At 69.9% G+C, this 22385-nt stretch carries 22 protein-coding genes and 1 pseudogene; 13 read left to right on the forward strand and 10 right to left on the reverse strand.

Going from position 1 to position 22385, the window contains the following annotated elements; translation table 11 throughout:
• Positions 1-629: 629 nt before the first annotated feature.
• Positions 630-1388: a hypothetical protein gene (locus tag OO68_RS02795; protein WP_106974251.1), complete on the forward strand. Its 759-nt coding sequence runs from the start codon at positions 630-632 to the stop codon at positions 1386-1388.
• A gap of 438 nt (positions 1389-1826) precedes the next feature.
• Here OO68_RS02795 and OO68_RS02800 read toward each other — a convergent pair whose 3' ends face one another.
• From OO68_RS02800 to OO68_RS02815, 4 genes are read right to left on the reverse strand one after another with little or no spacing between them, the layout of a single operon-like run.
• Positions 1827-3257 (reverse strand): amidase family protein, encoded by a 1431-nt coding sequence (locus OO68_RS02800; protein WP_033306494.1) that lies wholly within the window; start codon positions 3255-3257, stop codon positions 1827-1829.
• The gene (locus tag OO68_RS02805) at positions 3254-4462 is read right to left on the reverse strand and encodes an MAB_1171c family putative transporter (RefSeq protein WP_033306495.1); all 1209 of its coding nucleotides are present in this window, start codon (positions 4460-4462) and stop codon (positions 3254-3256) included. Before OO68_RS02805 ends, OO68_RS02800 begins: the two co-directional genes overlap by 4 nt.
• On the reverse strand, positions 4459-4971 hold the full coding sequence (locus tag OO68_RS47370; protein WP_245236888.1) for a hypothetical protein: 513 nt from the start codon (positions 4969-4971) through the stop codon (positions 4459-4461). The genes OO68_RS02805 and OO68_RS47370 overlap by 4 nt, the downstream gene beginning before the upstream one ends.
• Positions 4972-5007: 36 nt before the next feature.
• Positions 5008-5478, reverse strand: coding sequence for an XRE family transcriptional regulator (locus tag OO68_RS02815; protein WP_245236889.1), 471 nt, complete (start codon positions 5476-5478; stop codon positions 5008-5010).
• 853 nt (positions 5479-6331) lie between these two features.
• Here OO68_RS02815 and OO68_RS02820 point away from each other — a divergent pair.
• From OO68_RS02820 to OO68_RS02865, 10 genes and pseudogenes are all read left to right on the forward strand, one after another.
• Positions 6332-7219, forward strand: a complete 888-nt coding sequence (locus tag OO68_RS02820) for a helix-turn-helix domain-containing protein (RefSeq protein ID WP_033306496.1) — start codon at positions 6332-6334, stop codon at positions 7217-7219.
• 2 nt (positions 7220-7221) lie between these two features.
• Positions 7222-7920 (forward strand): zinc finger domain-containing protein, encoded by a 699-nt coding sequence (locus tag OO68_RS02825; RefSeq protein ID WP_033306497.1) that lies wholly within the window; start codon positions 7222-7224, stop codon positions 7918-7920.
• A 159-nt stretch (positions 7921-8079) separates the two neighbouring features.
• Complete coding sequence (locus OO68_RS02830) at positions 8080-8721, forward strand: WhiB family transcriptional regulator (RefSeq protein ID WP_033306854.1); 642 nt, start codon at positions 8080-8082, stop codon at positions 8719-8721.
• The gene (locus tag OO68_RS02835; protein WP_033306498.1) at positions 8718-10370 is read left to right on the forward strand and encodes a collagen-like domain-containing protein; all 1653 of its coding nucleotides are present in this window, start codon (positions 8718-8720) and stop codon (positions 10368-10370) included. The genes OO68_RS02830 and OO68_RS02835 overlap by 4 nt, the downstream gene beginning before the upstream one ends.
• Positions 10367-10558, forward strand: a complete 192-nt coding sequence (locus OO68_RS02840) for a hypothetical protein (protein WP_033306499.1) — start codon at positions 10367-10369, stop codon at positions 10556-10558. Before OO68_RS02835 ends, OO68_RS02840 begins: the two co-directional genes overlap by 4 nt.
• 87 nt (positions 10559-10645) lie before the next feature.
• Positions 10646-10882, forward strand: coding sequence for a hypothetical protein (locus OO68_RS02845; protein WP_033306500.1), 237 nt, complete (start codon positions 10646-10648; stop codon positions 10880-10882).
• Positions 10879-11496: a plasmid mobilization protein gene (locus OO68_RS48670; RefSeq protein ID WP_403551017.1), complete on the forward strand. Its 618-nt coding sequence runs from the start codon at positions 10879-10881 to the stop codon at positions 11494-11496. Before OO68_RS02845 ends, OO68_RS48670 begins: the two co-directional genes overlap by 4 nt.
• A complete protein-coding gene (locus OO68_RS02855; protein ID WP_106974252.1) occupies positions 11493-13235 on the forward strand; it encodes a relaxase/mobilization nuclease domain-containing protein in 1743 nt (580 codons plus the stop codon). The genes OO68_RS48670 and OO68_RS02855 overlap by 4 nt, the downstream gene beginning before the upstream one ends.
• Before the next feature lie 429 nt (positions 13236-13664).
• Positions 13665-14108, forward strand: a complete 444-nt coding sequence (locus tag OO68_RS02860; RefSeq protein ID WP_033306502.1) for a hypothetical protein — start codon at positions 13665-13667, stop codon at positions 14106-14108.
• 99 nt (positions 14109-14207) lie between these two features.
• Positions 14208-14693 (forward strand): annotated as a pseudogene (locus tag OO68_RS02865) (hypothetical protein); the annotation flags it as partial.
• A gap of 557 nt (positions 14694-15250) precedes the next feature.
• Here the strand turns inward: OO68_RS02865 and OO68_RS02870 are convergent.
• The 3 genes from OO68_RS02870 to OO68_RS02880 form a co-directional block, all read right to left on the reverse strand.
• On the reverse strand, positions 15251-16069 hold the full coding sequence (locus OO68_RS02870; protein WP_033306503.1) for an SPDY domain-containing protein: 819 nt from the start codon (positions 16067-16069) through the stop codon (positions 15251-15253).
• Between the two features lie 15 nt (positions 16070-16084).
• Entirely contained in the window at positions 16085-16375 is a 291-nt protein-coding gene (locus tag OO68_RS02875; protein ID WP_033306504.1) for a hypothetical protein, read from the reverse strand.
• Positions 16376-16457: 82 nt separating this feature from the next.
• On the reverse strand, positions 16458-16832 hold the full coding sequence (locus tag OO68_RS02880; RefSeq protein ID WP_033306505.1) for an SPDY domain-containing protein: 375 nt from the start codon (positions 16830-16832) through the stop codon (positions 16458-16460).
• A gap of 457 nt (positions 16833-17289) precedes the next feature.
• Between OO68_RS02880 and OO68_RS02885 the strand changes: the two genes are divergently transcribed.
• The gene (locus OO68_RS02885; protein ID WP_033306506.1) at positions 17290-18150 is read left to right on the forward strand and encodes an abortive infection family protein; all 861 of its coding nucleotides are present in this window, start codon (positions 17290-17292) and stop codon (positions 18148-18150) included.
• Positions 18151-18332: 182 nt separating this feature from the next.
• On the forward strand, positions 18333-19412 hold the full coding sequence (locus OO68_RS02890; RefSeq protein WP_033306507.1) for a tetratricopeptide repeat protein: 1080 nt from the start codon (positions 18333-18335) through the stop codon (positions 19410-19412).
• 411 nt (positions 19413-19823) lie between these two features.
• Here OO68_RS02890 and OO68_RS02895 read toward each other — a convergent pair whose 3' ends face one another.
• The 3 genes from OO68_RS02895 to OO68_RS02905 form a co-directional block, all read right to left on the reverse strand.
• Entirely contained in the window at positions 19824-20849 is a 1026-nt protein-coding gene (locus OO68_RS02895) for an MSCRAMM family protein (RefSeq protein ID WP_033306508.1), read from the reverse strand.
• Positions 20850-20979: 130 nt separating this feature from the next.
• Complete coding sequence (locus OO68_RS02900; RefSeq protein ID WP_033306509.1) at positions 20980-21468, reverse strand: hypothetical protein; 489 nt, start codon at positions 21466-21468, stop codon at positions 20980-20982.
• A 29-nt stretch (positions 21469-21497) separates the two neighbouring features.
• On the reverse strand, positions 21498-22358 hold the full coding sequence (locus OO68_RS02905) for an SPDY domain-containing protein (protein ID WP_033306510.1): 861 nt from the start codon (positions 22356-22358) through the stop codon (positions 21498-21500).
• Positions 22359-22385 lie beyond the last annotated feature (27 nt).

The raw sequence follows: 22385 nt of genomic DNA on the forward strand, positions 1-22385 counted from the left end.
CGGCGTCGTGGACGGCTACCTGGACAACGGCCCCCCCCAGGAAGCGGCCGCCGCGGTGTCGCCCGGTTGACCGAACGCGAGCACGCCGCACTCGTCCTCATCGCCGAGGGACTGTCCAACACTGTGTCCCACGTCTCAGCACAGCCTTGCACTGCATGGCCCCCTCCAGAAAGGCCGGTTCCGGTGCTGAGACCGAAGCTCTCACGCCGCCGAGGCCGTGCAGGCGGCCAGTTGAGATAGAAGGCCCCGCTCTCGGGGCGGACGCATGGGCGCCGTACCGCTGCCCGCAGGACGCAACCCCTTTATCGGATGGGGCTCTTCCTCGCATCCGACGCCTCCTCTCTGTGCGGCGACTCGACCTCCGTGCGTGTAGGTCGCTTAGTAGTGGATGAATCTTTCAAGCTGTGCACATGACAAACTCACGTCGATTCCCCTAATCTGCTTAGCGCTTGGTACCTCTGATCGGCTGGAGCCCCACTGGCATGCCTACGTCGCATGCCACCCAGTCGAACGGTCAGTCACCACCGCAACACCCGCACGGTAGTTCGCGATTCTGGCTGTGCCGACGACGAAGGGGCTCATCCAGGGTCGCGTGTGGCTTCCATCCCCGACCACTGAGGAGACCCCTCGTGCGCATGAAGCTGCTCGCCGCCGTCACCACCGCGGCCGCCGCCACGCTGACGTTCAGCACCTCTGCCCAGGCCAACCACTCATGGGGCGGCTACCACTGGGCTCGCACCTCGAACCCCTTCACCCTCAAGCTCGGCGACAACCTCAGCTCCTCCTGGAAGAGCTACCTGAGCACGGCTTCGAGCGACTGGTCCACGTCCTCGGCGCTCGACACCACGGTGGTTGCCGGGCAGTCCAACAACAGCTGCCGGGCCACCAGCGGCCGGGTCGAGGTGTGCAACAGAACGTACGGGAACAACGGCTGGCTCGGCCTCGCCTCGATATCCGTGACCGGCGGCACTCACATCAGCTCGGGCACGGTCAAGGTCAACGACACCTACTTCAACACCGCGACGTACAACACGCCGTCCTGGAGAACCCTGGTGATGTGCCAGGAGGTCGGGCACACCTTCGGCCTGAACCACCAGGACGAGACCCAGACCAACCCCAACCTGGGCACGTGTATGGACTACACCAACACCCCCGACGGGCCGCCCAGCAACCTCCACCCCAACACACACGACTATGACCAACTGGCCACCATCTACGCCCACGTCGACTCGACGAGCACGGTCGACCAGTCCGCAGCCGTACCGCAGGTCGGTAACGACAAGGCGAGCTGGGGCAAGCGGGTTGGGCGCTCGTCCAACGGCGACACCTACGTGCGGGACTTCGGCAAGGGCAACGCTGTGATCACCTTCGTGGTCTGGGCGCGCTGACGCCCACCGGCCAGGGCAAGGCGGCCGGACTCTCTGGCCGCCTTGCCCTCCCCGCCCGTGTTGGCGGCCGTCGCGTGCGTGGGCGGGATCGTCGCCGCGTCGGCGGCTGCCACGGAGCCCGCCCTGACCGCCTTAGCCTGTCCGAACAGCACACCTAGGGCCGTACCCGAAAGCGGTGAGACGCCGGTCCCTGGCCGTGGGGAATTGCCGAAGTCCGATCCAACTCGCGTGTGGACGCCTCCATGGCCGGTATGGCGTCAACCACCCCGAGCTCACCTGCATCGCGCGAGAAGCGCCCATCGTCGCAGCTGGTGTGTCACGTCAGCTGCCGCGCAACTCGTCCAGCACCTCCAAGCAGGCCGATCGTCCTCGACCACGGCCTGTGGCTCCGCTCCGACCGCGACGCGTGGACGAGACCATTCGCGAAGCCAGCGGACATCAGATTCCCCCGGCCGTCCCTCCTAGAAGCGACGCCAGATCTTCAGCCAGTGCGAGCAAGTTCCGGTCCGAGTAGGTCGGCCCCACGAGCTGGACGCCGATCGGGAGGCCGTCCGCGTTTCGCGCAACCGGCATGACGAGGCTGGGCAGGCCGACGTGGCTGGTGAGGTTGGCCCAGCCGGTCTGGTCGAAGAAGCTCCGCTCGATGCCGTCGACCATGAGAGAGCGGGTGCCGGCCGGGATCGCCGCAGTGGGAGCGGCGGGGGTGATGAGGAAATCGTGCTCGGCGTCGGCGAAGAACCGGTGCCACGCCCCTCGAAACTGGAGGCGCTCCTCGTCGGCGCGGAGCCAGGCGCGGTGTGTCTGCGTTCGGTGGCGGAGGAAGGTGGCCCGTGGGCTCGCGTCATCCTCGTGCAGGTCACGCGCCGCTGCGAGTTCGGCCGCGCCCGCTTCGTCGTCGGTGGTGGCCGTCGCGGTGGCGTGGAGGAGCTGCTCGAAGAGGCGGAGAGAGTCGGCGAAGCCGACCGGCCCCACGGTGCGGCGGACGTCCGCTCCTGCGGAGGCCAGTGCCTGCTCGACAGTGGCGAGAGCATCGGCCGTTTCGCGGTCGACGGGGCAGCGTGCATCCTCGGCCCAGACCGCCACACGGAGGTGGCCGACTGCAGGACGTGCCGTGGGCAGATTGACGCGCCAAGGGCTGTTCTCTGCGGGTGACGGCGTCGTCAGCGCGTCGAGGAGCAGGTCGAGGTCGCGGGGGTGGCGTGCCAGGGGGCCGGGGGTGACCATGTCACTGCTGGTGATCCATCCCGGCGGGCGGGGGATGTGGCCGCGGGCCGGGACGAGTCCGTGCGTGGGGCGCAGGCCGTAGACGCCGCAGTAGTGAGCCGGAAGCCGAAGCGAACCGGCGAGGTCGCTGCCGAGGTCGGCGGGGGTCAGGCGGGCGGCAACTGCGGCGGCGGGGCCGCCGGAGGAACCGCCGGCGGTGTGCCTGGGGTCGTGCGGGTTGAGCGTGGGCCCGAACAGGCTGTTGTCCGTGTGCAGGTCCTGGCAGTACGCCGGGGTGTTGGTCTTGCCCATGATCACGGCGCCTTGATGGCGAAGCCGGGCGACCGCGTCGGCGTCACGTGCGGGTACGTGATCCGCCAGATCCTCGGCGCCGCTGGTAGTGCGCAGGCCGGCCGTCTCGAAGCTGTCCTTGATCGTGAGGGGAAGGCCGTCGAGGGTTCCCCTCTTCTCGTTGCGGGCGCGGCGTTCGTCTGCCGCTTGTGCGGCGGCCTGGGCCGCCTCGTCGTCCCGGGTGATGACTGCGTTGACGTGGCTGGCGTCGATCCGGTCGAGGTGGAGGTCGAGCAGCTCGCGGCTGGAGATCTCGCGACGGTCCAGGGCTTGGAGCTGGACGTGAGCCGGTTGGTGGGTGAGATCGGTCGTCATGCGGAGACTCGCTCAAGGTGGGGGGCTTGTGCGGGCTGGCGGGGCAGGTGGCGAGCGACATCGAGGAGAGCGTCGATGTCGTCCATGGGTCGGCTGGTCTGGCGTTCGGAGTCGGCGAATTCGGTGAGCTGGTCGGGCGCCGGGCGGGCGCCTTCGGCCCTGGCGGCGATTCCGGCGAGGATCTGGTCGGCCGTGACGGCGGCCGACAGCTCCTGGCCGTGAAGCCCTCGGGCCCGGTGGTGGGCTTCGCTGGCCTCGCGTACTGCGGCATCGAGGTATTGGCGGATCACGAACCGGCCGTCCCGGATTTCGACTGCTCGGCGGTAGAGCCGGATCGAGATGCGGCGGAAGCGGCGCCTGTGGGCCGGGTCGACTCGGTCGATCGGCAGCTGGATCTCGGGCGCTTCGCTGTAGAACGCCAGCCACAGGGGGCGCAGGGCGTAGTAGCTGCGGTACTGCTTGATCCGGTACTGGAGGCTCTGGGCCTGGTCGCTGATGGTGGGTACGAGCCAGCCGATGAGCGTGAGCATGGCGCCGACATCGCCGCAGGTCCAGGCGAAGCCCTCCCAGTCTGCGAGGGAGGCGCCGAAGGCGCCGGCGATGACGTTGCCGATGCGGACCGCGCTGTATCCCAGGGTGACGGTGGCGCCGAGGGCGACGATGCGCAGGCCGTAGCGGACGGACCCGCGAGTGCTGCGGCTGGCCAGGCGCCAGCAGGCGCGGGCGAGGAACAGCTCCCCGATGGTGTAGGCCGTGACGTACAGGGTGAGGTACGCGGCGTACCAGTCATCGTGCGCGTAGTACAGCGTGAAGTCGATCGGATGAGGCGCGCTGGGCGTCAGCAGGGCGAACAGCACCAGCAGCCCGGCGATCACTGCGAAGCCGGCTCCGAGCCACCGGCGACTGAGCCGGCGGGCGACCTCGGGCGGGGATCCCCAGTAGGTGAGGACCACCTGCTGGCAGGCCAGGAGGGCGACCACGCAGCCTTGCGCGAGGGGCACGGAGAGGTTGACGGTGCCAAGGACGCGGTCGAGGTAGTTCCACATCGGCGTGATGGAGAACAGGAACGACAGTCCCGACAGCAGGAAGACGGCGGCCAATGCGGTGGTGGCGGGGTCTCGGCGGCGGGTCGGCACGTCCCGCAGGAGGCAGAGGAAGCCGAGCGTGGCGACGACGAGGCTGATCGGATGGAGCAGGTCCTTCACGACCGGGCCTCCCGCCGGCGCAGGAGCGTGTGTGTGACCCGGTCCTGCACTTCGTCCCCGGAGGACTCGTCGCTGCGCAGCCACCGGTCGATGATCCGACGCTGAAGCAGCGAAGCGAGGAGTTCGGTGTCCCGCTCCTCGTCCTCGTCGTACTTGGTGCGCCCCAGCATCATCTGCACGGTGGCCGGGTCCACGCTGGTGATGAACGTCGGGGCCAGCGCGGACACCGGTCGGCTTTCGTGGTGGCCGAGCAGGAGGTGGCTGAACTCGTGGGCGATGATGTGGTCTTGGTGCAGAGGGCTGGTCCGCGGGTCGTAGAACACGTGGACAGCACTCTCCGTAACGGCGCACGCCCCGCACACCGAGGGTGCCTGCTCCCGGGCCTCTAGGACCACCGTCCGTCCCGTGCGGCGAGAGACCTCGTCGCTGAGATCGCGGATATTGATGACGTCCGGGAGCTTCAGCTCGGCCAGGAGGTCAGGCTGGCGGAGCCTACGTGCAGACCACATTGATTTTCCTTGATCACTTACTGAACTAAGCCCGTTTTACACGCCAGTTGAGGGCGGCAGCCCCTCGGATTTTCGTACGCTCTCGACGATCCCCAGGACGGCATCCTTTCCGTCTGCGGATACATCGGATAGACGAAGAAGAACGTTCTTGATCTTCGCGTCGCGAAGCAGCGCGAGCAACTCAAGCTCCTGCACGGTCTTTTCGGCGACGGCGTCATCGAACCAATAGGCGGGCTCCACACCGAAAAACCCTGCAAGCGCTTCAAGATGACGCTTCGTCGGGTTATCGCGCTGCCCCGTCCGCAGGAGCCACAGATACTGGGCCGACAGCTTGCCCAGCCCCCGCTTCTCCATCAGTTCGGCCACTTCGACGTTACTGAAGGGGCCGCGACCGGGCGGGTGCACCGTGTCGAACAGGCGGTTTAGGCGGTCCATGAGCCCCTTGGGGTTCACCTGACCTTCGGTGGAGTCTTTCATGATCCTTTCCCGGGTGGACTTCGCCGTCACTTCGATAACCCTACCCCGCCATAAACACCAGTTGACGGGATGATCCTGCATATGGAAAGTTCTTCCTCGCCAGCACGTTTCCGTGTGGCGCGCACCGCCTGTTTCAGGTCGGCCTGTCCGTTTCTACCGGCAGGAGCATGCCAGGTGACGTGGCGCGAGCCACATTCACCCAGCGACATATGTCACGTCTGGCACGCAAGGCTTTGATCTTCGACCGGAAAGCGCGGGGGCGACAGTGGAAACACCTCATTCACATCGCTTTTCCGCTGCGGGAAATACCAGACACCCGCTCTATTTCGGACACACTGGCACGCTCTTGGCGTACGGGACAACCGCGGCAACGGTGCTCCTCGACGCCAGGGAGCGGCTCGCGCCGAGTGCTACAGATGGCTCCGGCGGTAGATCATGCGGTGACTGTCTGCAACCAGTACAGAGTTTAAGAACCAACTCTGGATCTTGACAAGGGTCCGTGCGTATGTTCGTCGTCCCCGGGCAGCCCGCCCGCGATGACGGACGTGAGGAGCCAGTAAGCACGGACCGGACCGAGAAGGTCCCGTAATACAGCGACGGCGCCCGAGAGCGGTACCTCACGGACGCCGAACGCTAAGTGGCGTAACCGCCCCGGCAAGGGCGGTGATTGCCCACCATCACCACGCTGAGTCCTTCCAAGGGGCGCGTCAGCGTGGCAACACTGCAAAGGGGAGTATCGCATGCCTCCTGCCCTGCGCAAAAGGCCCTTCCGCCTGGCCTGCGCGGCAGCCACCTCCGCCTCGGCGCCTCAGCGCCCCGAGCCGGAACACACCATCCCGGCCCCGGCGGGCCGCTGGCCCCGCTTCCTCATCGGGAGCGGCCGATGAGCAGCGAAGCCCGCGAGTGGGTGTGGGAGCACAGCTCCAGCCGGGGGACCGCGCGTCTGGTCCTGCTGTCGATCGCCGACCGGGTGGCCGACGAGCAGTGCATCTCCTGGGCCTCGCTGTCGAGCCTGGCGAAGCGCACGCGCGCTTCCGTCTCCACGGTGCGCGAAGCCATCGACCGCCTGGTCCACGCCGGTGAGCTGGAACAACTCGACGACCTCACCGGCCCGCAGCGCAGCACCGTCTACCGCCTCCCCCTCGCCGCCAAGGCCGTGGCAGAGACCTCGGAGGACGAGGAAGCCGGCCAGGCGCCGGCGGAGGTGCCCGAGGCCACCCCAGCGCTCCGGATCTCGGCCCTGCGGCGGTGCGGAATCCGCCCCCGTGAGGTGCCGGAATCCCCCGCGAGGGTACGGAAACCGGCAGTACCGGAATCCGGCAGGTCCCGACGGAAACCGGCACCTCGACGTACCGGAAACCGGCACAGCGATATACCGGAAACCGGCACACAGAACCGTAGTGAACCGGATTTGAACCGTAGGTACAGCAGTGGTGGTGCTGCCGTCATCGCGGCTGCCGAGTGGCAGGTCGACCCTGCCACCCACGCCTGGGCCCGCCAGCAGGGACACCTCGACCGCCTCGGCGAGCAGGGCCTGCAGGCTGCCGACGCGAAGTGGCGTGCCCACCGTGCCGACTTCAAGCCCAGGTCGGCGGATGCCTGGGCTGCCGACTGGCGCTCCTGGGTCGCCCGAGAGCACGCCCCCAGCCGCCCGACCCTCTACGCGGTGCCCGGCAAGGCCACTGCCGCGCCGAGCGGCATGACGCGGGCCGAGGCACACACTGCCGCCCTCCTCGCCGCCCTCGACGAGCCGACCGGAACGGAGGGCTGACCGTGGACCGCCGCGAAACCGCCGCCCTGCTGGCCTACATCGGCCGACTCGACCCCCGCACCATCCGCACCGACCAGGGCGAGGCCCGCGACCAGCTCGCCCAGTGGCACGAACTGCTCGGCGACGTGCCGATGGCCACCCCGCACGGCTGGGACGCCCGCGTCGCCGCCCGCCAGCACATCCGTACCTCGCCGTACCAGATCCTGCCCGCGGACGTCGTCCGGCCCTGGGAGAGCTACCGGCGCGACCGCCTGGCCCGGCACTCCGATCCCACGCCGTCCGTCGACCCGGACGACCAGGCCGCCTGGACCGCCGAGCTGGTCGGCACCCGCCGCGCCGTCGCCGCCGGCACCGCGCAGCCCTCGCAAGCCCGGGCGATCACCAGCGGTCGCGACGGGATCGACCCGAGACTGGAGGCACGGCTGCGGGAGATCGGCTCCTGCATCCCGCCCGCTGCCCGAGCCGCCCTCGCGCCCTACCGGCCCGCCCGAGCAGCCCGCGAAGCCGCCGTCGCGCAGGGGCTGCCCGACGCCCTGAGTGTTCGCTGCGAGTGGTGCCTGGCCCAGCCCGGCGAGCCGTGCCGTCGCCGACGGATCGGCCCCGACGACGGGGTACGCGGTACCACCCCGCGCGCCACCCCGCACCCCGGCCGCCTCGACCTCGCCGCCGCCCAGCAGGCCCAGCAGACCGCCATGGCCTGACTGGCGCATCCGGGGCGAGCATCTCGTCCGGTGCACCGCCCCAACATCACCGTCCCGCCCCGGCTGCGGCGTACGCCCGCGCGCCGCAGCCGGCACCCGACGCCGCGCCCGCCGGGCACCGCCCCGGTCGGCCGACGCGGCAGCACATCGGAGAACCCCTTGCGCCACATCACCACCCACGACGCACCGGCCACGGGCCTGCGCGGCATCGGAGACACCAGCTGGCATACCCGCGCTGCGTGCCATGGCATGGACGTCGAGGACGCCGACGCGGTGTTCTTCCCCGGGCCCCGGGATCACGAGGACATCGCGGAGGCGAAGGAGCTGTGCGGCTGGTGCCCGGTACGCCGCGACTGCCTCGACTTCGCCCTGGAGAACGCCCTCAAGGAGGGCGTCTGGGGCGGCCTCACCGAAGCCGAGCGGCGCCCCCTGCACGACGGACTACCCCAGCGCCTCGACTACCGGCGCGTAACGGCCTTCTTCCAGGGACGCGACGTGCACCTGACCGAGGCCGAGCGGCACGTCGTCATCGACCACGCCTACGTACGCGGCTGGCGGCCCGGCCGGCTCGCCGCCGCCCTGCAGATCAGCCACAAGCACGCCCGAGACCTGCTCCGGCAGGCCGCCAACAAGGTCTTCGACCGCGACCGCACCTACGGCGTGCCGCGGCCCAAGAAGAAGCGGAAGAAGACCACCCCGGCAGCAGGCAGCCCCGCGCCCGCTGCACCCGGCACACAGCAGCCGGTAGCCCGTCCGGCAGCGTCGACTCCGGCGCACGCCTCTCTCGGAAAGGTCGCATGACCCACCCCGTCCTGGCCCTCAGCGCCGCTCCGGACCTCCCTCTCCTCCTCGCCGCCGGCGTGCCCGCCGCCCTCGTGCTGGTGCTGGTGCTGGTCGCTTGGACGATCCGGCGCCGGGGTGCGCGCCCGCAGAAACGTCTCGGCGGTCCGGCGGTCAAGGTCGCTGCCCTTGCTGCTCTCGGCTGCACCGCCTACAGCGCCGACACCTCGTGGCGCTTCGCGGCCGACTTCCTCGACATGGCCGGCACCGCCGAGCGGGCCGGCATGTTCGCCGCGGCCGAACTGGCGCTCTTCGCGACCGCGCTGATGGCACGCCAGAACCTGGCCACTCAGGGTGCTCCTGGTCTGCCGGGCACCCTGGTCTGGGTGATTACCGGTGTGCAGGTGATCCCCGCCTACGCCGAGAGCGGTCCTGTCGGCGGCACGGTTAGGGCCTTCGTCGGGCCGGTCATGGCGGCGATGCTGTGGCACCTCGCGATGGGGATCGAGCTGCGCCTGCGCACCCCGGGCGCCGCCTCCCACGGACTGATCGCCGTCCTGGGCCGGGAGGCACGCGAGCGTCTCCTGTCCCGCCTCGGCATCGCCGCGCGAGACCGCGACGCTGCGCAGATCACACGGGACCGGGCCACCACCCGCGCGGTCGCCCTCGCCGCCCGCCTAGCCGAGCGCACACCCGAGCAGCAGCGGAGCTGGCGCGGCCGGCAGCTCACGCGGCGCCTGTCGAAGGCGGTCGGCAGGGCCTCGGTCGGCACCGACCCCCTCCAGCGCGCGAACCTGCTCGACCAACTCGCCGCTCGCCGGCACGCACTCGCGCTCGCTACGGTCCCGCTGCCCTCGCCCTGGTCCCCGGTGCGCACCGCAACGGCAGCCACGGTCCCCTCGCAGTCGGCGTCGAAGGCGCCGGTCCCCGTAGCCGGTCCCCACGGTCCCGACGAGTCGGACGGGGGCCCGGGACCGAGCGCCCCGAGGGGCCCGAGGGGACCGGTCCCCGAGATTGCGGACTCGAAGGCGTCGGCAGGCGCGGGGACCGAAGGCGAGAACGCGGGGACCGGGTTGGGGACCGAGGCCCCAGAAGCAAGCACGGTCCCGGGGACCGGTCCCGCCAATCCGGAAGCCTCGGAGGGGGACGCCCGAGGCGTGGGGACCGAGCGCCTGACGCGAGAAGTGCCTGCTCAGGGCCCAGATTCGCGTCGGGGACCGAACGCCGCCGAGTCGGGGACCGAGCCCACCGGGGACCGGGGACCGACCGACACCGACACGGGGACCGAGCCCACCGGGGACCGGGGACCGACCGACACCGACACGGGGACCGAGCCCACCGGGGACCGGGGACACAAGGTCCCCCTCCGGCGGAAGACGACCACGAAGACCAGGACGAAGAGCAAGGGGAAGCGCGGCCGGTCCCGCACCCCGCAGACACAGCGCCCGCCACGCGAGCTGGAGCAGTCGGTGGACCAGCTCGTCCAGCAGGTCCGCCCCCACGTCCCCGCCCTGCTCGAACGGGACGGCAACGAGTCCGTCACCCGGGTCCAGCTGCGGGAGATCCTCCGCCGCGAGGGCCTGAAGGGCGGCCGGAACGACCGGCTGAGCCTCGTCCTCCAGGAACTGCGGAGCGACGACACCACGAAGACAAGGAGCACCGCCCGATGAAGACCTGCCACGAGTTCGACACCGTCCGTGCGGAGTACGAGCGGGAGATCGGCTTCATGCTCGCCCACTCCAAGCGGCACGAGGGCAGGCCGGCGGCGAAGTCCAGCGCAAAGCAGGCTGCCTCGACGAAGCAGCGGATGGCCCGGGCGCTCAACACCCACGTCGGGCGCTGCCCCGAGTGCGGCTGAACCGGCAAAGCCCCAGCTCAACGCCCCTATCCGCAATGGGTGGCCCGGCTCCGTGCCGGGCCACCGCCCCGCTCCAGGAGACACATAGTGATTCAGCGTCCCCCTCGCACTTCCGAGCCCACCGCCGCCGAGGCCAGCGCCTGGGCGGACGTCCTGGTCCGCCGGCGGCTCCTGCACGCCGCCGTCCTCGCGCCGACCGGCCAGTGGCTCGTCCAGGACCGGCCCGACGGACCCGTCCGCGTCCTCGGAGGGACGGCCGACGTCGTCGCGCTGGCCGCGACCATCCAGCACCACACCCGAACCATGAGGCCCGAAATCCGATGACGAATCACACCCAGAACGGCACCACCCCGGAACCTGCTCGCGACTCCAACTCGGTCTCGGGGCGAGCAAGATGGAGGTTCGGACACTCCCCCGAGGGGGCAGTGTCCGAACCCGTCCCCGCCCCTGGGGTGGCGGGGCCCGACTGGCACCAGGGGGCGCCAGTCGGGAAAGCTGCGACCGAGGGCGGATCGCAGCCAAAAGCCGCCCACAAGGGGCGGCCGAAGGGGCGAGCGCGTCCGCGCGACAAGAAGCAGCGTCGCGCGCACAGCGTCCGCCTCAACCCGTCCGAACTCGCTCTCATCCAGGCCGGAGCAGACGCCGCCGGTATGAGCGTGGCGGGGTTCCTCGCCTACGCCGGGCTAGCCATGGCCCGCGACCAGTCCCGTACCGCCGTCGCCATCGCCACCGAACGCGACGTGCTCACCGAACTGTTCGCGATGAGGCGGCAGCTCGGCTGGGCCGGCAGCAACCTCAATCAAGCCGCCAAGATCCTCAACTCCGGCGGTGACGTTCCCCAGCTGACCCAGGTGCTGGCCGACGTCCGCCGAGCGGCCGACGCGGTGAGGATGGCTGCCGACAAGGTAGCCAACCGGCAGGCAGACGAGGCGCCTTGATTCCACAGATCCACAAGCAGGGCAGCCACACCCTGGGCCTGCTGTACTACCTCTACGGCAAGGGAACCCACGAGGAACACGTCGATCCACATCTCGTCGCCTCCTTCGACGGCATGTCGCCTGACCCCGGACGCGATGCGACAGCTACCAAGAAGGATCTCGGGCAGCTGCTCGACCAGCCCCTCCATCTCCTTGCCGCGGATCAACGCCCCGACAAGCACGTGTGGCACTGCTCGGTGCGTGCTGCGCCCGACGACCCGATCCTGACCGACGACCAGTGGGCGGACATCGCGCGTCGCATCGTCGCCGCCACAGGGATCGACCCGCGCGACGGCGCGGGCTGCCGCTGGGCCGCCGTGCGGCACGCTGACGACCACATCCACATCGTTGCCACCCTCGTGCGCGAAGACGGCCGACGCCCCGACCACCACCGATCCGGTAAACGGGCGCAGGCCGAAGCCCGTCTCATCGAGAAGGAACTCGGGCTCCGGCAGGTCGCCCCCGGCGACGGCACCGCCGCACAGCGGCCCACCAGTGCCGAACGGCACAAGGCCGAACGCCAGGGTCGCGAGCGCACCGCCCGCGAGGAGCTGCGTGAGACGGTACGGCGCGCGGTGTCCGGTGCTAGGAGTGACGAGGAGTTCTTCGACCGGCTCGCCGCCGCCGGCCTCCTGATCCGTAAGCGCGCCGCGCCCTCCGGAGACCTCCTCGGATACAAGGTCGCTCTGCCCGACGACCTGAACAAGGACGGCGAGCCGGTGTTCTACCCCGGCGCGCGCCTGGCCCCCGACCTGTCGCTGCCCCGCATCCGGGAGCGCTGGTCCGGCGACACCGGGACCAATCCGACTCCACGGCAGAAGGACACGATCCGGACCGGGCCCGGTGCCCCGGCCTCCGCCCGCCGCAGGACGGCATCGGCCGCGTGGCAGGCCGTGCTCATCGTCGAGCACGGCGACGACGCGGTCGCCGCCGCCCACATCGCCGCCGCCGGCGAGGTCCTCGACGCGCTCGCGAAGACCTCCGCCGCACACACCCGCCGCGAACTGCAAGACGCCGCAACAGCGTTCGAGCGGGCCTCCCGCTCCCACGTACGCGCCGTACGCGGGCACGACCGCGCGCTACGGCAGGCCGCCCGCGACCTCGTCCACGGAGGGCCCGCCCTCGGCCGCGGTGAGGACGGTGCCACCACCGCGATGGCGATCGACATGCTGTTCTTCCTCATCATCGCCGCCGCCCACTGGCACGCGAGAAAGGGCCACGCCCAGCAGGCTGAAGCCGCCGCGCGGGCCGCCGAGCACCTGCGCACCGCCTACCAGGCCGCCGCCGCCCAGCCGCTCGGCGTGCTCTACCAGCGAGGCCGACGTCTGAGCCGGCCGGTGCTCCAGCGGCAGACCGTGCTGCTGCGCGAAACGCTGCCCCAACTCGCCGAGCAGATCCTCGCCGAGCCCGGCTGGTACGCCCTGGCCGCGACCATCACGGACGCCGAAGCCGCCGGCCACGACCCGGCCGCCCTCCTGTCCGACGCCGCAGGGCGCCGTGAACTCGACACCGCGGACTCGGTGAGCGACGTGCTGGTATGGCGGCTGCGGCGGACGGCCGAACTGCCCGCCGACTCCTCGATCCGGTCCGAGAACGGCACCACAGGGCGCCGTGGGTCCTCGATGCCCAAAACGGCGACCCGCCCCAACTCGCCTGGCAGGCGCCGCAGCGGGGAGGAGACATCGGGCAAGACCCGGTGAGCAGCATGCCGAGTGCCTGAGTGCAGTCCCAGCGCACCACCGAGAGCAAGGACACCGCCCACCGCCGCGCTCGCGGCCCACGGCATGGCCGTACGCCACGACGGCCCCGGCGGCGTGCGGGCCCACGCTGCGGAGCGCGAGCACGGGTGCACACACAGGAGGAAGGGAGTGGCGCAGGTGCCCCGAGTCGAGCCAGCAGGCGCCGCGAAGGTGGACGGCCGGAGAGCACGAGTACGTTCGGGCACACCCTGGGAACGTCACCCCGCCGTTCGGACACACGCTCCGTGGCCAACTCGTCATCCCCTGCCCCGAGCGAGGAGATGCCTTGTGACCTGCGCGAAGGCGACTGTGGACTTTGTGAATTGAAACCGCCGGGGGCGTAGGGCACGATCATGAAGCGAGCAGGACGAGGCAAAGGAGGACGCCAGGGTGTTTCACCGAATACGCCGCCGGACCCAGCAGCCCAGCGAGGCACAACGCCAGTTCGCCGAGCTGCATGCGCGGCTGCAGAACCAGGTCCCGCCCGGGTTCGGGGTGCCGCCGGCCGAGGCGGAGCGCACCGAGCCGACCACCGTGGTGGACGACTTCCTTCCGCCGGAGCTGCGGGTGCCCAGCCACAACCAGCTCGACGGCAAGATGATGCCGTGGAAGCAGCCACTCGTCCTCAACGGTGAGATGGTCTCCTGCGCCGCGTGCGGCGCGTACCGCGACTGGCTCATCCTCTCCACCCGCGACCAGATCTGGCTGCGCTGCCGAGCCGGACACCAGCAGCAGGAGACCCGCCTCGACACCGCCTGGTACAACCGGAACTCCGGGCCGGCGGACGCGACGCACGCCACGTTCGAGGACTGCCTGCGCCACCTCGGGCACTGACCCCCACTCCTACGACCCCACCGGGCCCGCGGGCCCGCACTGACCACCCGTCGCCTAGCACCAAGGGGTCAGTTCCGTCATGCGCGTTCGCGTCGCCACCACCTGCGCAAGCCGGAGCGCCCCACCCAGCACGACGACGTCACCGTCATCGGCTGCCCGGCCCTGAGCGAGCTGGGCGGCGACACGGCGACCGGCGGCACGCTCACCTTCCCGCACAAGGCAAGGGCGGACTTCGCCTACGGCGGCAGCTCCTCGGAGATCTCCGAGGAGCTGTACAGCGACAGCGCGGAGAAACTGTCCGACGGCATCGGCCGGATCTTCGACGCGATGACCGGCTGCCCGACCTATCAGGTCGTCGCGGGCGGCACCCCGATCGACATGGCCTCGCAGAAGCTGCCGACACCCCACGGCCTCGGTGACGAGCAGTGGAGCCAGCTCCTTACGTTCTCCACCGGAGGACGGAGCACCGTGGTCAAGCAGACCGCGATCCGCGACGGCAGCCTGCTGCTGGTGATCTCCGGCTCCCCGGCCCTCGTCGACCGCCACCTCGGCAAGGCCCTCGCCAAGGCCACGGCAGCCGGCTGACCGGCCCCGACGCACTGCTGCCCCCGACCAAGATGGTCGGGGGCAGCAGTGCTGTGCGGCTCGCCACGCTGCACGGTCCAGCAGGTTCTTATCGGGGTGTGAACCATGCTGCGAGTCCACTCCCCATCGTCGTGACGAAGGCCGTGACGACGGCCGCCACCAGCCAGGGCGAGATGCGCTGAACGATGACGTGCACTCCACCGCAACGGAGTTCAAGGGCTGGCTGCTGCTTCTCTTCAGTTCGAGGCATACGACTATTCAGCCGCATAGGAATGTGGCGCCACTACGCCAAAACGTGGCCACCTTGCCCCACTTCAACGTGCCACCGATTACCACATGTTGAGCGGCACCGCTACGCCAAAGCGTGGCCACTTTGCCCCGCTTGAGACGCTGGCGCTACCACCTGAGACGGGCAGGCCCGACACCTTGTACTCGTCGCCGGGTCGCCCTCCTCCGACTCGATGGCTCGCCCGAGCCCTGGAGGGAAATGCCAGAAGCCCGGCCCCCATTCGGGAGGACCGGGCTTCTTCCGTCGGGCTGAGGGGCGCCGTCGATCGCTAGGCCGGCGCCCGCAGCAGTCGCTCCCGGGTGGCCTCGGGCAGCACCCGGCGCAGGACCGGTGCGGTCGAGCTGAGGGAGGCGCCGAAGGCTGCCACGAGGTCGTGCGGGACGCTGGAACCGAAGCTGGCCGCCCACAGGCATGGTGCGCCGAGCGCAGGCTCGGCCCATGCCTGCCATCCGACCGGTCCCGTCTCGTTGGCCTCGGTCGTCAGGGCGCGCGGGTCGGCGTCCTGGATGAGGGGCGGTACCTCGCCGAGGCTGATGTGAGAGGTGAACGTCGGGTCCGTCGCTGCCGCGTGGGGCTGGTCGATGTCGCGGAGCCAGCCGTGGGCAGCGACGGCGTCGAGGACCAGCTCGGGGCCGGCATACGGCACGGCGAGCTGGTCGCGGGCGTCGAGCGCCACGAGGAAGTCGGCCACCGCCTCGCCGGGGACATCGGGGGTGAAGTAGGCCGACCAGTGAGCGAGCGGGGTGCTCGTCTCGGCGCGGGCGGAGATCTGCCAGGCGATCGGCAAATCTCCCAGGTGGAACGGCTCGTCCGCCAGGCTCCACTGGGCCCATCGGAGGGTGTCGGGGCTGATGTGCAGGACGGTACTGCGCAGGACCTGGCGGTCCTCCGGCCCCTCGTCGGGCTCGTGCCGTCCGCGGACGATCGTCAGGCTCGTCCAGCCCAGGCCGGCGAGCGTGTCGGCGACGGTGTCGTAGAGGCGCCCATCGTCACCGGCCAGATGCCGGGGACCCACCCAGAACGCGGGCTGGCCTCCGGGCGGAGTGGACGGGGCGAGCGGGAAGTCGGGGTACAGGGGCGCCTCCAAGGGCTCGGTGCGGGTCTAGTTGCCGCCGGCACTGCGGCGGGGGCGGCGCGGGGGCGGCTGGACGGGGCCCTGCCAGGTCAGGGCGACGGCGACCTCGGGCGGCAGATGGCCGAGCTGTGCGTCCTCGTCCCGCCCCTCGGCGAGGTAGACGACGGTCCGGCCGGTCTCGTCCACGGACTGCACGACCTGCGCCAGGCGGTGCGCCATCGGAAAGAAGGGGTTCATGGCCTGGCGGACCGGAGCATCCCGGTCGCAGGCGGACAGCAGGTCGATGAGATCACCGACGGTCATCTCCGAGGACGTCACGAACAGCCTCCTGGCGTGAGGGGAAACGGTGAGCGATGAAAGGGGCGGAAGCCCGACAGCCGGCCGCCCGCTAGAGCGAGGGCTACTCGTGGGCGCCTGGCTGTCGTACGCGACGTGAGGTCTCCAGCACGCGCGCCACGGCGGCGGCGACGATGTCAGCCGGCGTCTCGGTGTCGAACGACAGGTGGTAGCCACGCACCTTGGCCGTGCCGGTGACGGCGATCTTCCATCCCTCGCCGTCTGTGCCGGGGCGGCCGAGCGGGAACCAGCCGAGATAGAAGCGACCATCCTTCGAGCTGACGTGCACGTCCGCGCGGTCGTCCACAATCAAGTGGAAGTCCTCTGCGGAGAACTGGTCCATGACGAGCGTGGGCTGGCCGGGGCCGAGCTGCCACTCGCGCAGCCGCAGGGCTTCGACGGTGGTATCGAAACCGGGGCCCACGGGCGCTACGGTCAAGGGCAATCACCTCTCTGACCTGGGGTTTCTTGCAAGGTCGTCTACGTTGACATGCCTCCGCCCGCGTTGGCCAGTCTTTCCGCGATCTTTCCTGTCTGCCCCCGGCGAACTGCTGTCCGTTGACAGCCAACCCAGTCCGGTCAAAGTCTCCGACCTGCGCGGACTGGGTTAACTGTCAAAGCCGGTCCTGCCGAACTGGGTGGCTCAGACCCGGCTGATCTGGGACGACTCGGCTGGATGGCAAGGATCGGCGCCGACTGGGTTCGATGGCAACGGACAACTGCCGTCCCTTGCCATTGTGGGATCTCAGGTTCCGTGACCGAATCTCACGACCAATGGCCCCAGTGGCCGATCGGCCGCAGTCCGAGACCGGTTGGTCAGACGGGCGCGGCATGGATCAGACCCCACCTAGGGAAAAGACAGTGACGGTGTCAGGGTCTGCTCCTATCTTCAGACCATGACCGTCACCGCACGGCGGGAGCTGGTGAGCCCGGCGACCCGCAACGCCTTCCGCTCTCTGGCCACGGACCTGACCGTCCGGATTGTGGCCGAGCTGTGGGAGGACCACGGGTTCGCGCCCATCCCGCCAGATGAGCTGAAGTACCAGGACCCAGGCCAGCGGCGGACTGAATTCATGCTCTACGCGGAGGGCGTGGACTGGTCGGATCCGAACCAGGTTCGACGTGCACTCCTGGTCTTCGAGGACTTCATCCGCGCGTACCGGAACCCGGACGATCAGGGAACTCCGAAGTGGCTCAACGACATCAGGGTCCGCTTGGAACGGGACGGCTTCGCTCTCGATCAGGAGGGGAGGATCTCCTGGTCCAACCCTCCAGTGCTGGTCCGCGACCTCAGCACCCTGAGCGACGCCTCCGGCATCACGATCGAGTTGGAGCGTATTCGGAGGGACCTGACCACCGATCCCCACGGGGCCATCGGCGCGGCCAAGCAGCTCATCGAGGCAACAGCGAAGACCGCTCTTGGGGAACTGAACATCGGGGTCGACCGGAACGCCGCGCTTCCAGCCCTGATCAGCACGGTCCAGAAGGCGCTGAAGCTCGACGCTGGCTCGGCTCCTGATGGGCCCGACGGCAGCAAGGCCGTGAAGAAGATCCTTTCGGGCTCGGTGAACATCGCAGTCGGCGTCGCCGAACTGCGCAACCAGGGCTTCGGCAGCGGTCACGGTCAGGCGAGCGCACCGACTGGGCTTGGAGTGCGCCATGCCCGCCTGACGGTCAATGCTGCCGTGACCTGGTGCGAGCTGATCCTCGACACGCTCTCGGACCCCGCCGCGCCGTGGCGCAGGACCAAGGTCTGATCACTTCGGGCGCCGAGGTCCGGCGTGGCCCGGATCAGGGCTCTGTTCGCTCACGTGACCGCTCGCTCACGTGACCGCGGTGGGCAGCAGCGCGTCCGTACAGTAGACCGCCGATGAGGCAAGGGTCTGGCGAAGCCGGTTGAAGGGCCTTCTGGAGAAGCGGAACGAGTGGGCGAGTCGCTGTGGATGACGCGCTGGCTGAGCGTTTTGGCCGCCTGTGCCAGCAACTGCGGGATGCACTTCGGGCCGACCAAGTGGATGAGGCCGCGCGGCTGATTGAGCAGTTGCGAGCGCACCCCCAGGCGGACGCGTTGCTGGAATCGTGGTGGCCATGGCAGGAGATCTACGGTGACCTGGCAGACAGCTACTCCTACCACCGCCGCTACCAGGAGGCGATCACCGCGAAGTACCGTGCGATCGAAGCTGGCCTTGAGCAAGAGCCGGACGGCCGGGCGGACATCGCCGAATGGCTGCTGTGCTCCGGACGCAGGGCTGAGGCAGACGCCCTCTTCGCCGAGGTCAAACGCGATACCCCTGAGGATCCCTGGCTGTACCACAACGCGGGTAACGCGTACGCCGAGCTGGGCGACTCCGAAACCGCCCTGGCCTGGTTCTCGGAGGGCCTGGAAGTAGTCCTGCGCATGCCTGACAGCGACGACGTCTACCTGAAAGGCGCGGTGGAGGACCTGGTGGAATGGCGCTGCGTGAGCCTGCGTGCGCTGGGGCGCAGCCCGCGCGACGCTCTTACCCGGCGGGCCGACGCATTCCTCCTGCGCCGCTCTCCCGAGCCCGCCGGGCGAACCGGCGATGTCTCTGCCCCCGCCAGCTTCAGGATCGCCTGCGGCACTCCTGATGAGCTCGTCTCGGGCTCCGGAGTGCGTTTCGTACGTCGCGGCAATGACGGTGTCGCCGCCACGGATGTGGCCCGCGGCATCCGGCAGGGTCTCCTCGATGATGGCCGGCCGTCGCAGACTTGGGTCTTGCTGTGGGACGCCGACGATCCCTGGTTCCCGTCTTCCGAGGGTCCTCCGGACCGCATCCTGGCTGCTGTGGGGCCCGGCGAGGATCAGCCCGTGCGGTATGAGATCAGCCGGACGCTGTTGATCGAGCGGCTGCAAGTTGCTTGGCACCAGGGTCGCGTCGAGTGGCAGACGCGTCGCCTGGCCCGGGCCTTTGGGCCCGATCACGCAGCCACCGTATCGGGCTTGTCCGAGGAGGGGATCACCCGGAGCATCAGCTCGGGCCCCAGCAAATCTCCCTGATGCCGTGTCAACTAAGCGCGGTGTGGGCGGGTGAAGGCGGCGCCGGACGACGGCCGCTCACCGCGTCCATGTCATCACCACCACCCAGCCGATGACGACCTCGGGTTGGCCGGAGGCGGGACGACTCCTCTGGTGTGGGAAAGCTGATTCCGGCGGCAGTGTGCCGTACCGCCGCGACATCGCGCTGATGTTCGGTACCGCCCGACCCGAACGGGACGGCGAGTCCACCCTTGAAGGCGAATATCAGTACGAGCCTTCACGGCCACGGCGGCTATCGGCGGTACGGGCCAGTCGGGGCGGTGGCGCCGCCTCCAACGCCTCCATCAGCTGGCCCCATATAGGCACCCACGACAAAGCCCCCGGAATCGAACAATCCGATTCCGGGGGCTTTGCGGAGTGAAGCGGGTGAGGTCAGCTCGTGGTGGAGCCGTCGTCGGTGGAGTTGTCCGCGCGTCGGCGACGGGCCGCGAAGAGTGCGCCTCCGCCGGCAGCGATCAGGGCTCCGGCGCCGCCGATCAGCCACGGGGTGGCGTCGGCGCCGGTGTGGGCCAGGGAGCCTGTCGGTGCCTTCTGCGTGGAGTCGCCAGCCGGGGTCACAGCGGCGGTGGACGAAGAGTCGGTATCCGGTGTGCCGGTGCCCGGCGCGGAGGGCGTGGCCCGGCCGGTACCACTGCTCGGCTTGCCCGGGGCGGACGGGGCGTTGGTGGGCTTGTCCGTCGGCTTATCCGAGGGGTCGGGCTTCGGGTCAGTCGCAGTCTTGGCGTTGGTGACGGTCACGGTCACCGGGGCGCCGGGGCCCGCGGTGAACGTCTTCGTCGGCTTGTAGAGGTCGTACCCGGCGGGGGCCTTGATCTCCCTAACCCAGAACTGCGTCTTCCGGCTCGTCACCGGCAGTTCTCCGGAAGCCGTGCCCTTGGCTCCGGTGGTCAGGGTGAGCAGCGTCGAGGTGCCGGTGCCGATGTTCACTGTCGCCCCGGTCAGGAGCTTGCCGGTCTTGTCGTCCTTGGCCTGCAGGAGAACCTTGGCGGCCTTGAACGGGTCGGTGACCGTCAGCCGTGTGGTCGCGCCCGGGGTGACGATGACGTCCTGGTCGGCGACGACCTCGTGGAGGGGACTGCCGGACGCCGTCTCCTTGAGCCGGTAGACGCCCGGCGCCAGGTCGGCGAAGGTCAGCTTCCCCTGTGCGTCGGTCGTCCCGCGTCCGGCTTCTTCGCCGGCGGAGTCGAGCAGCAGGAACGCGGCGCCGGGGAGCGCGTCGCCGGCCGTGTCCTTGGTGGTGATCTCGACACTGCCCGCGTCCGGAGCCGGTGTCTCGGTGGGGGCGGCGGAGGCCGAGGGGGGCGGTTCGGAGGGCTGAGCACTCGCGGCCGGCGCCCAGGTGAGGGTGCCGGTCACCGCGATGGCGACGGCGGCGGATCGGACGAAGCGTGCGTGCACGAGGAGGAGGACTCCTTGGATCAGGTTGCGGGAAAGGTCATCGGGTTCGGCCTGAAACCGGGGCGGGAGGCGGCGGGGCAACAGATGTGGAAAAGTGCGGAACACGCCAAGCTGGCGGTGTAGGCGCGGCTCATCGGGCACGGGTGCCGCTGCGGGCGACCGGCATGGCGGGAGCCGTGTGCGCGGTCCGGCCTGCGGCGCGGCTCGGCTCGGACGCGGTCCAGGCGCCGGGGAACCAGACGGCGGTGTACTGCTCGATGGCGTCGCGCAGCCCGGTGGTGACGGCCCCGTCCCACGGGGGTCGGCCGGGGCGGTGGTACTTGTCGAAGGTGCCGTACTGCTTGGTGTTCGGCCGGGTGTTGGTGGCTTCGTCACGGCGGTGGAAGGTTCCGTGATCCACGAAGCTGAGCGCCACCGCGTCGATCTCGCCGCGTTCCGGGTGGACGATCGCCGCACGCAACCCGCCGTAGGTGTCCGCGTGGATGGTGCGTGTGAAATCGATCCGCAGCCGCAGCGGTACGCCGGGGACGGGAGCGGCGAAGTAGGTGTTGCCCACGACGGTGCTGTCGTGGAAGGGGAGGCACAGCTCCGCGAAGAACTCAGGGGCCTGCAGGGACAAGGGGGTCTCCGGTAGGGGGCGGGCTGGTCCTACCGGCGTGGACCGGGCAGGGCCGGTCGGCTGGTGGTGCTCCAGCGCGGGACGCTGGCCGCGGGGAGCGCGGCCGGGCGGCGGGACGCGACGGACCGCTGCACGTCGAGCGGGGTGGGGGTCGGCGGTCCTGGCGGAAGGATCGGGGTGAGCTCGGCCATGCCCTTGATGTAGCTGAAGGTCTCCTCGCGCCACCGGGGCAGCGGCGCCGGATCGGCGACGCACTCAGTGACGGCGGTGAGCAGGGTGACGGGGGTGTCGGTGCTGGCCGTGGCGTACCAGACGGGCCGGTCGATGGACTTGCCCGCCCACAGCTGCCAGCGGGCGTCCCGCGTTGTCAGTTCGGCTTCCGGATCGAGGTCGCCGGTGGTGAACTCCAGGCCGGCGTGTCCGTCCGGGGCCTGGACCGCGAAGACGCCCCAGCGCGGACGGTCGATCTCCCAGCCCTGTTTCAGGAGCGGGACGACGGCGAGGAAGGGGTCGTGCTCGTCGGTCCCGGAGACCGGCCGGGCGAGGTAGGTGTCCGGACCCTGCTCGTACGCCGTGGCGAGGACGGTGGTGAACGCTTGGACGAACTCGGTGGGGACGCGATCGTTGAAACAGACGCCCCACGCTGGCGGGCCGAACGAGTCCTTGTAGGCGTTGATACGCCACAGCCCGTCGTCCTCGCCCTCGGGCAGGTAACCCAGGCGAACGCGCCGGTCGGGAGCGCTCAGGTACACGTTGGAGTCCTCGTCGTACCGGAGGTCCCAGCCGAGGTCGAGCAGCGGGGCGAGGGCGGGGTCGCCGGTTCCGGTGGTGGAGGCGAGATGGCGCGGGGAGATGTAGACGTCGCCGTCTATCTCGTTGGTGTCGGGCACGAAAGTCCTGGTGGTCGGGGCGGTAGT

The organism is Streptomyces iakyrus (assembly GCF_000717055.1).
Taxonomy (GTDB): Bacteria; Actinomycetota; Actinomycetes; order Streptomycetales; family Streptomycetaceae; genus Streptomyces; species Streptomyces iakyrus.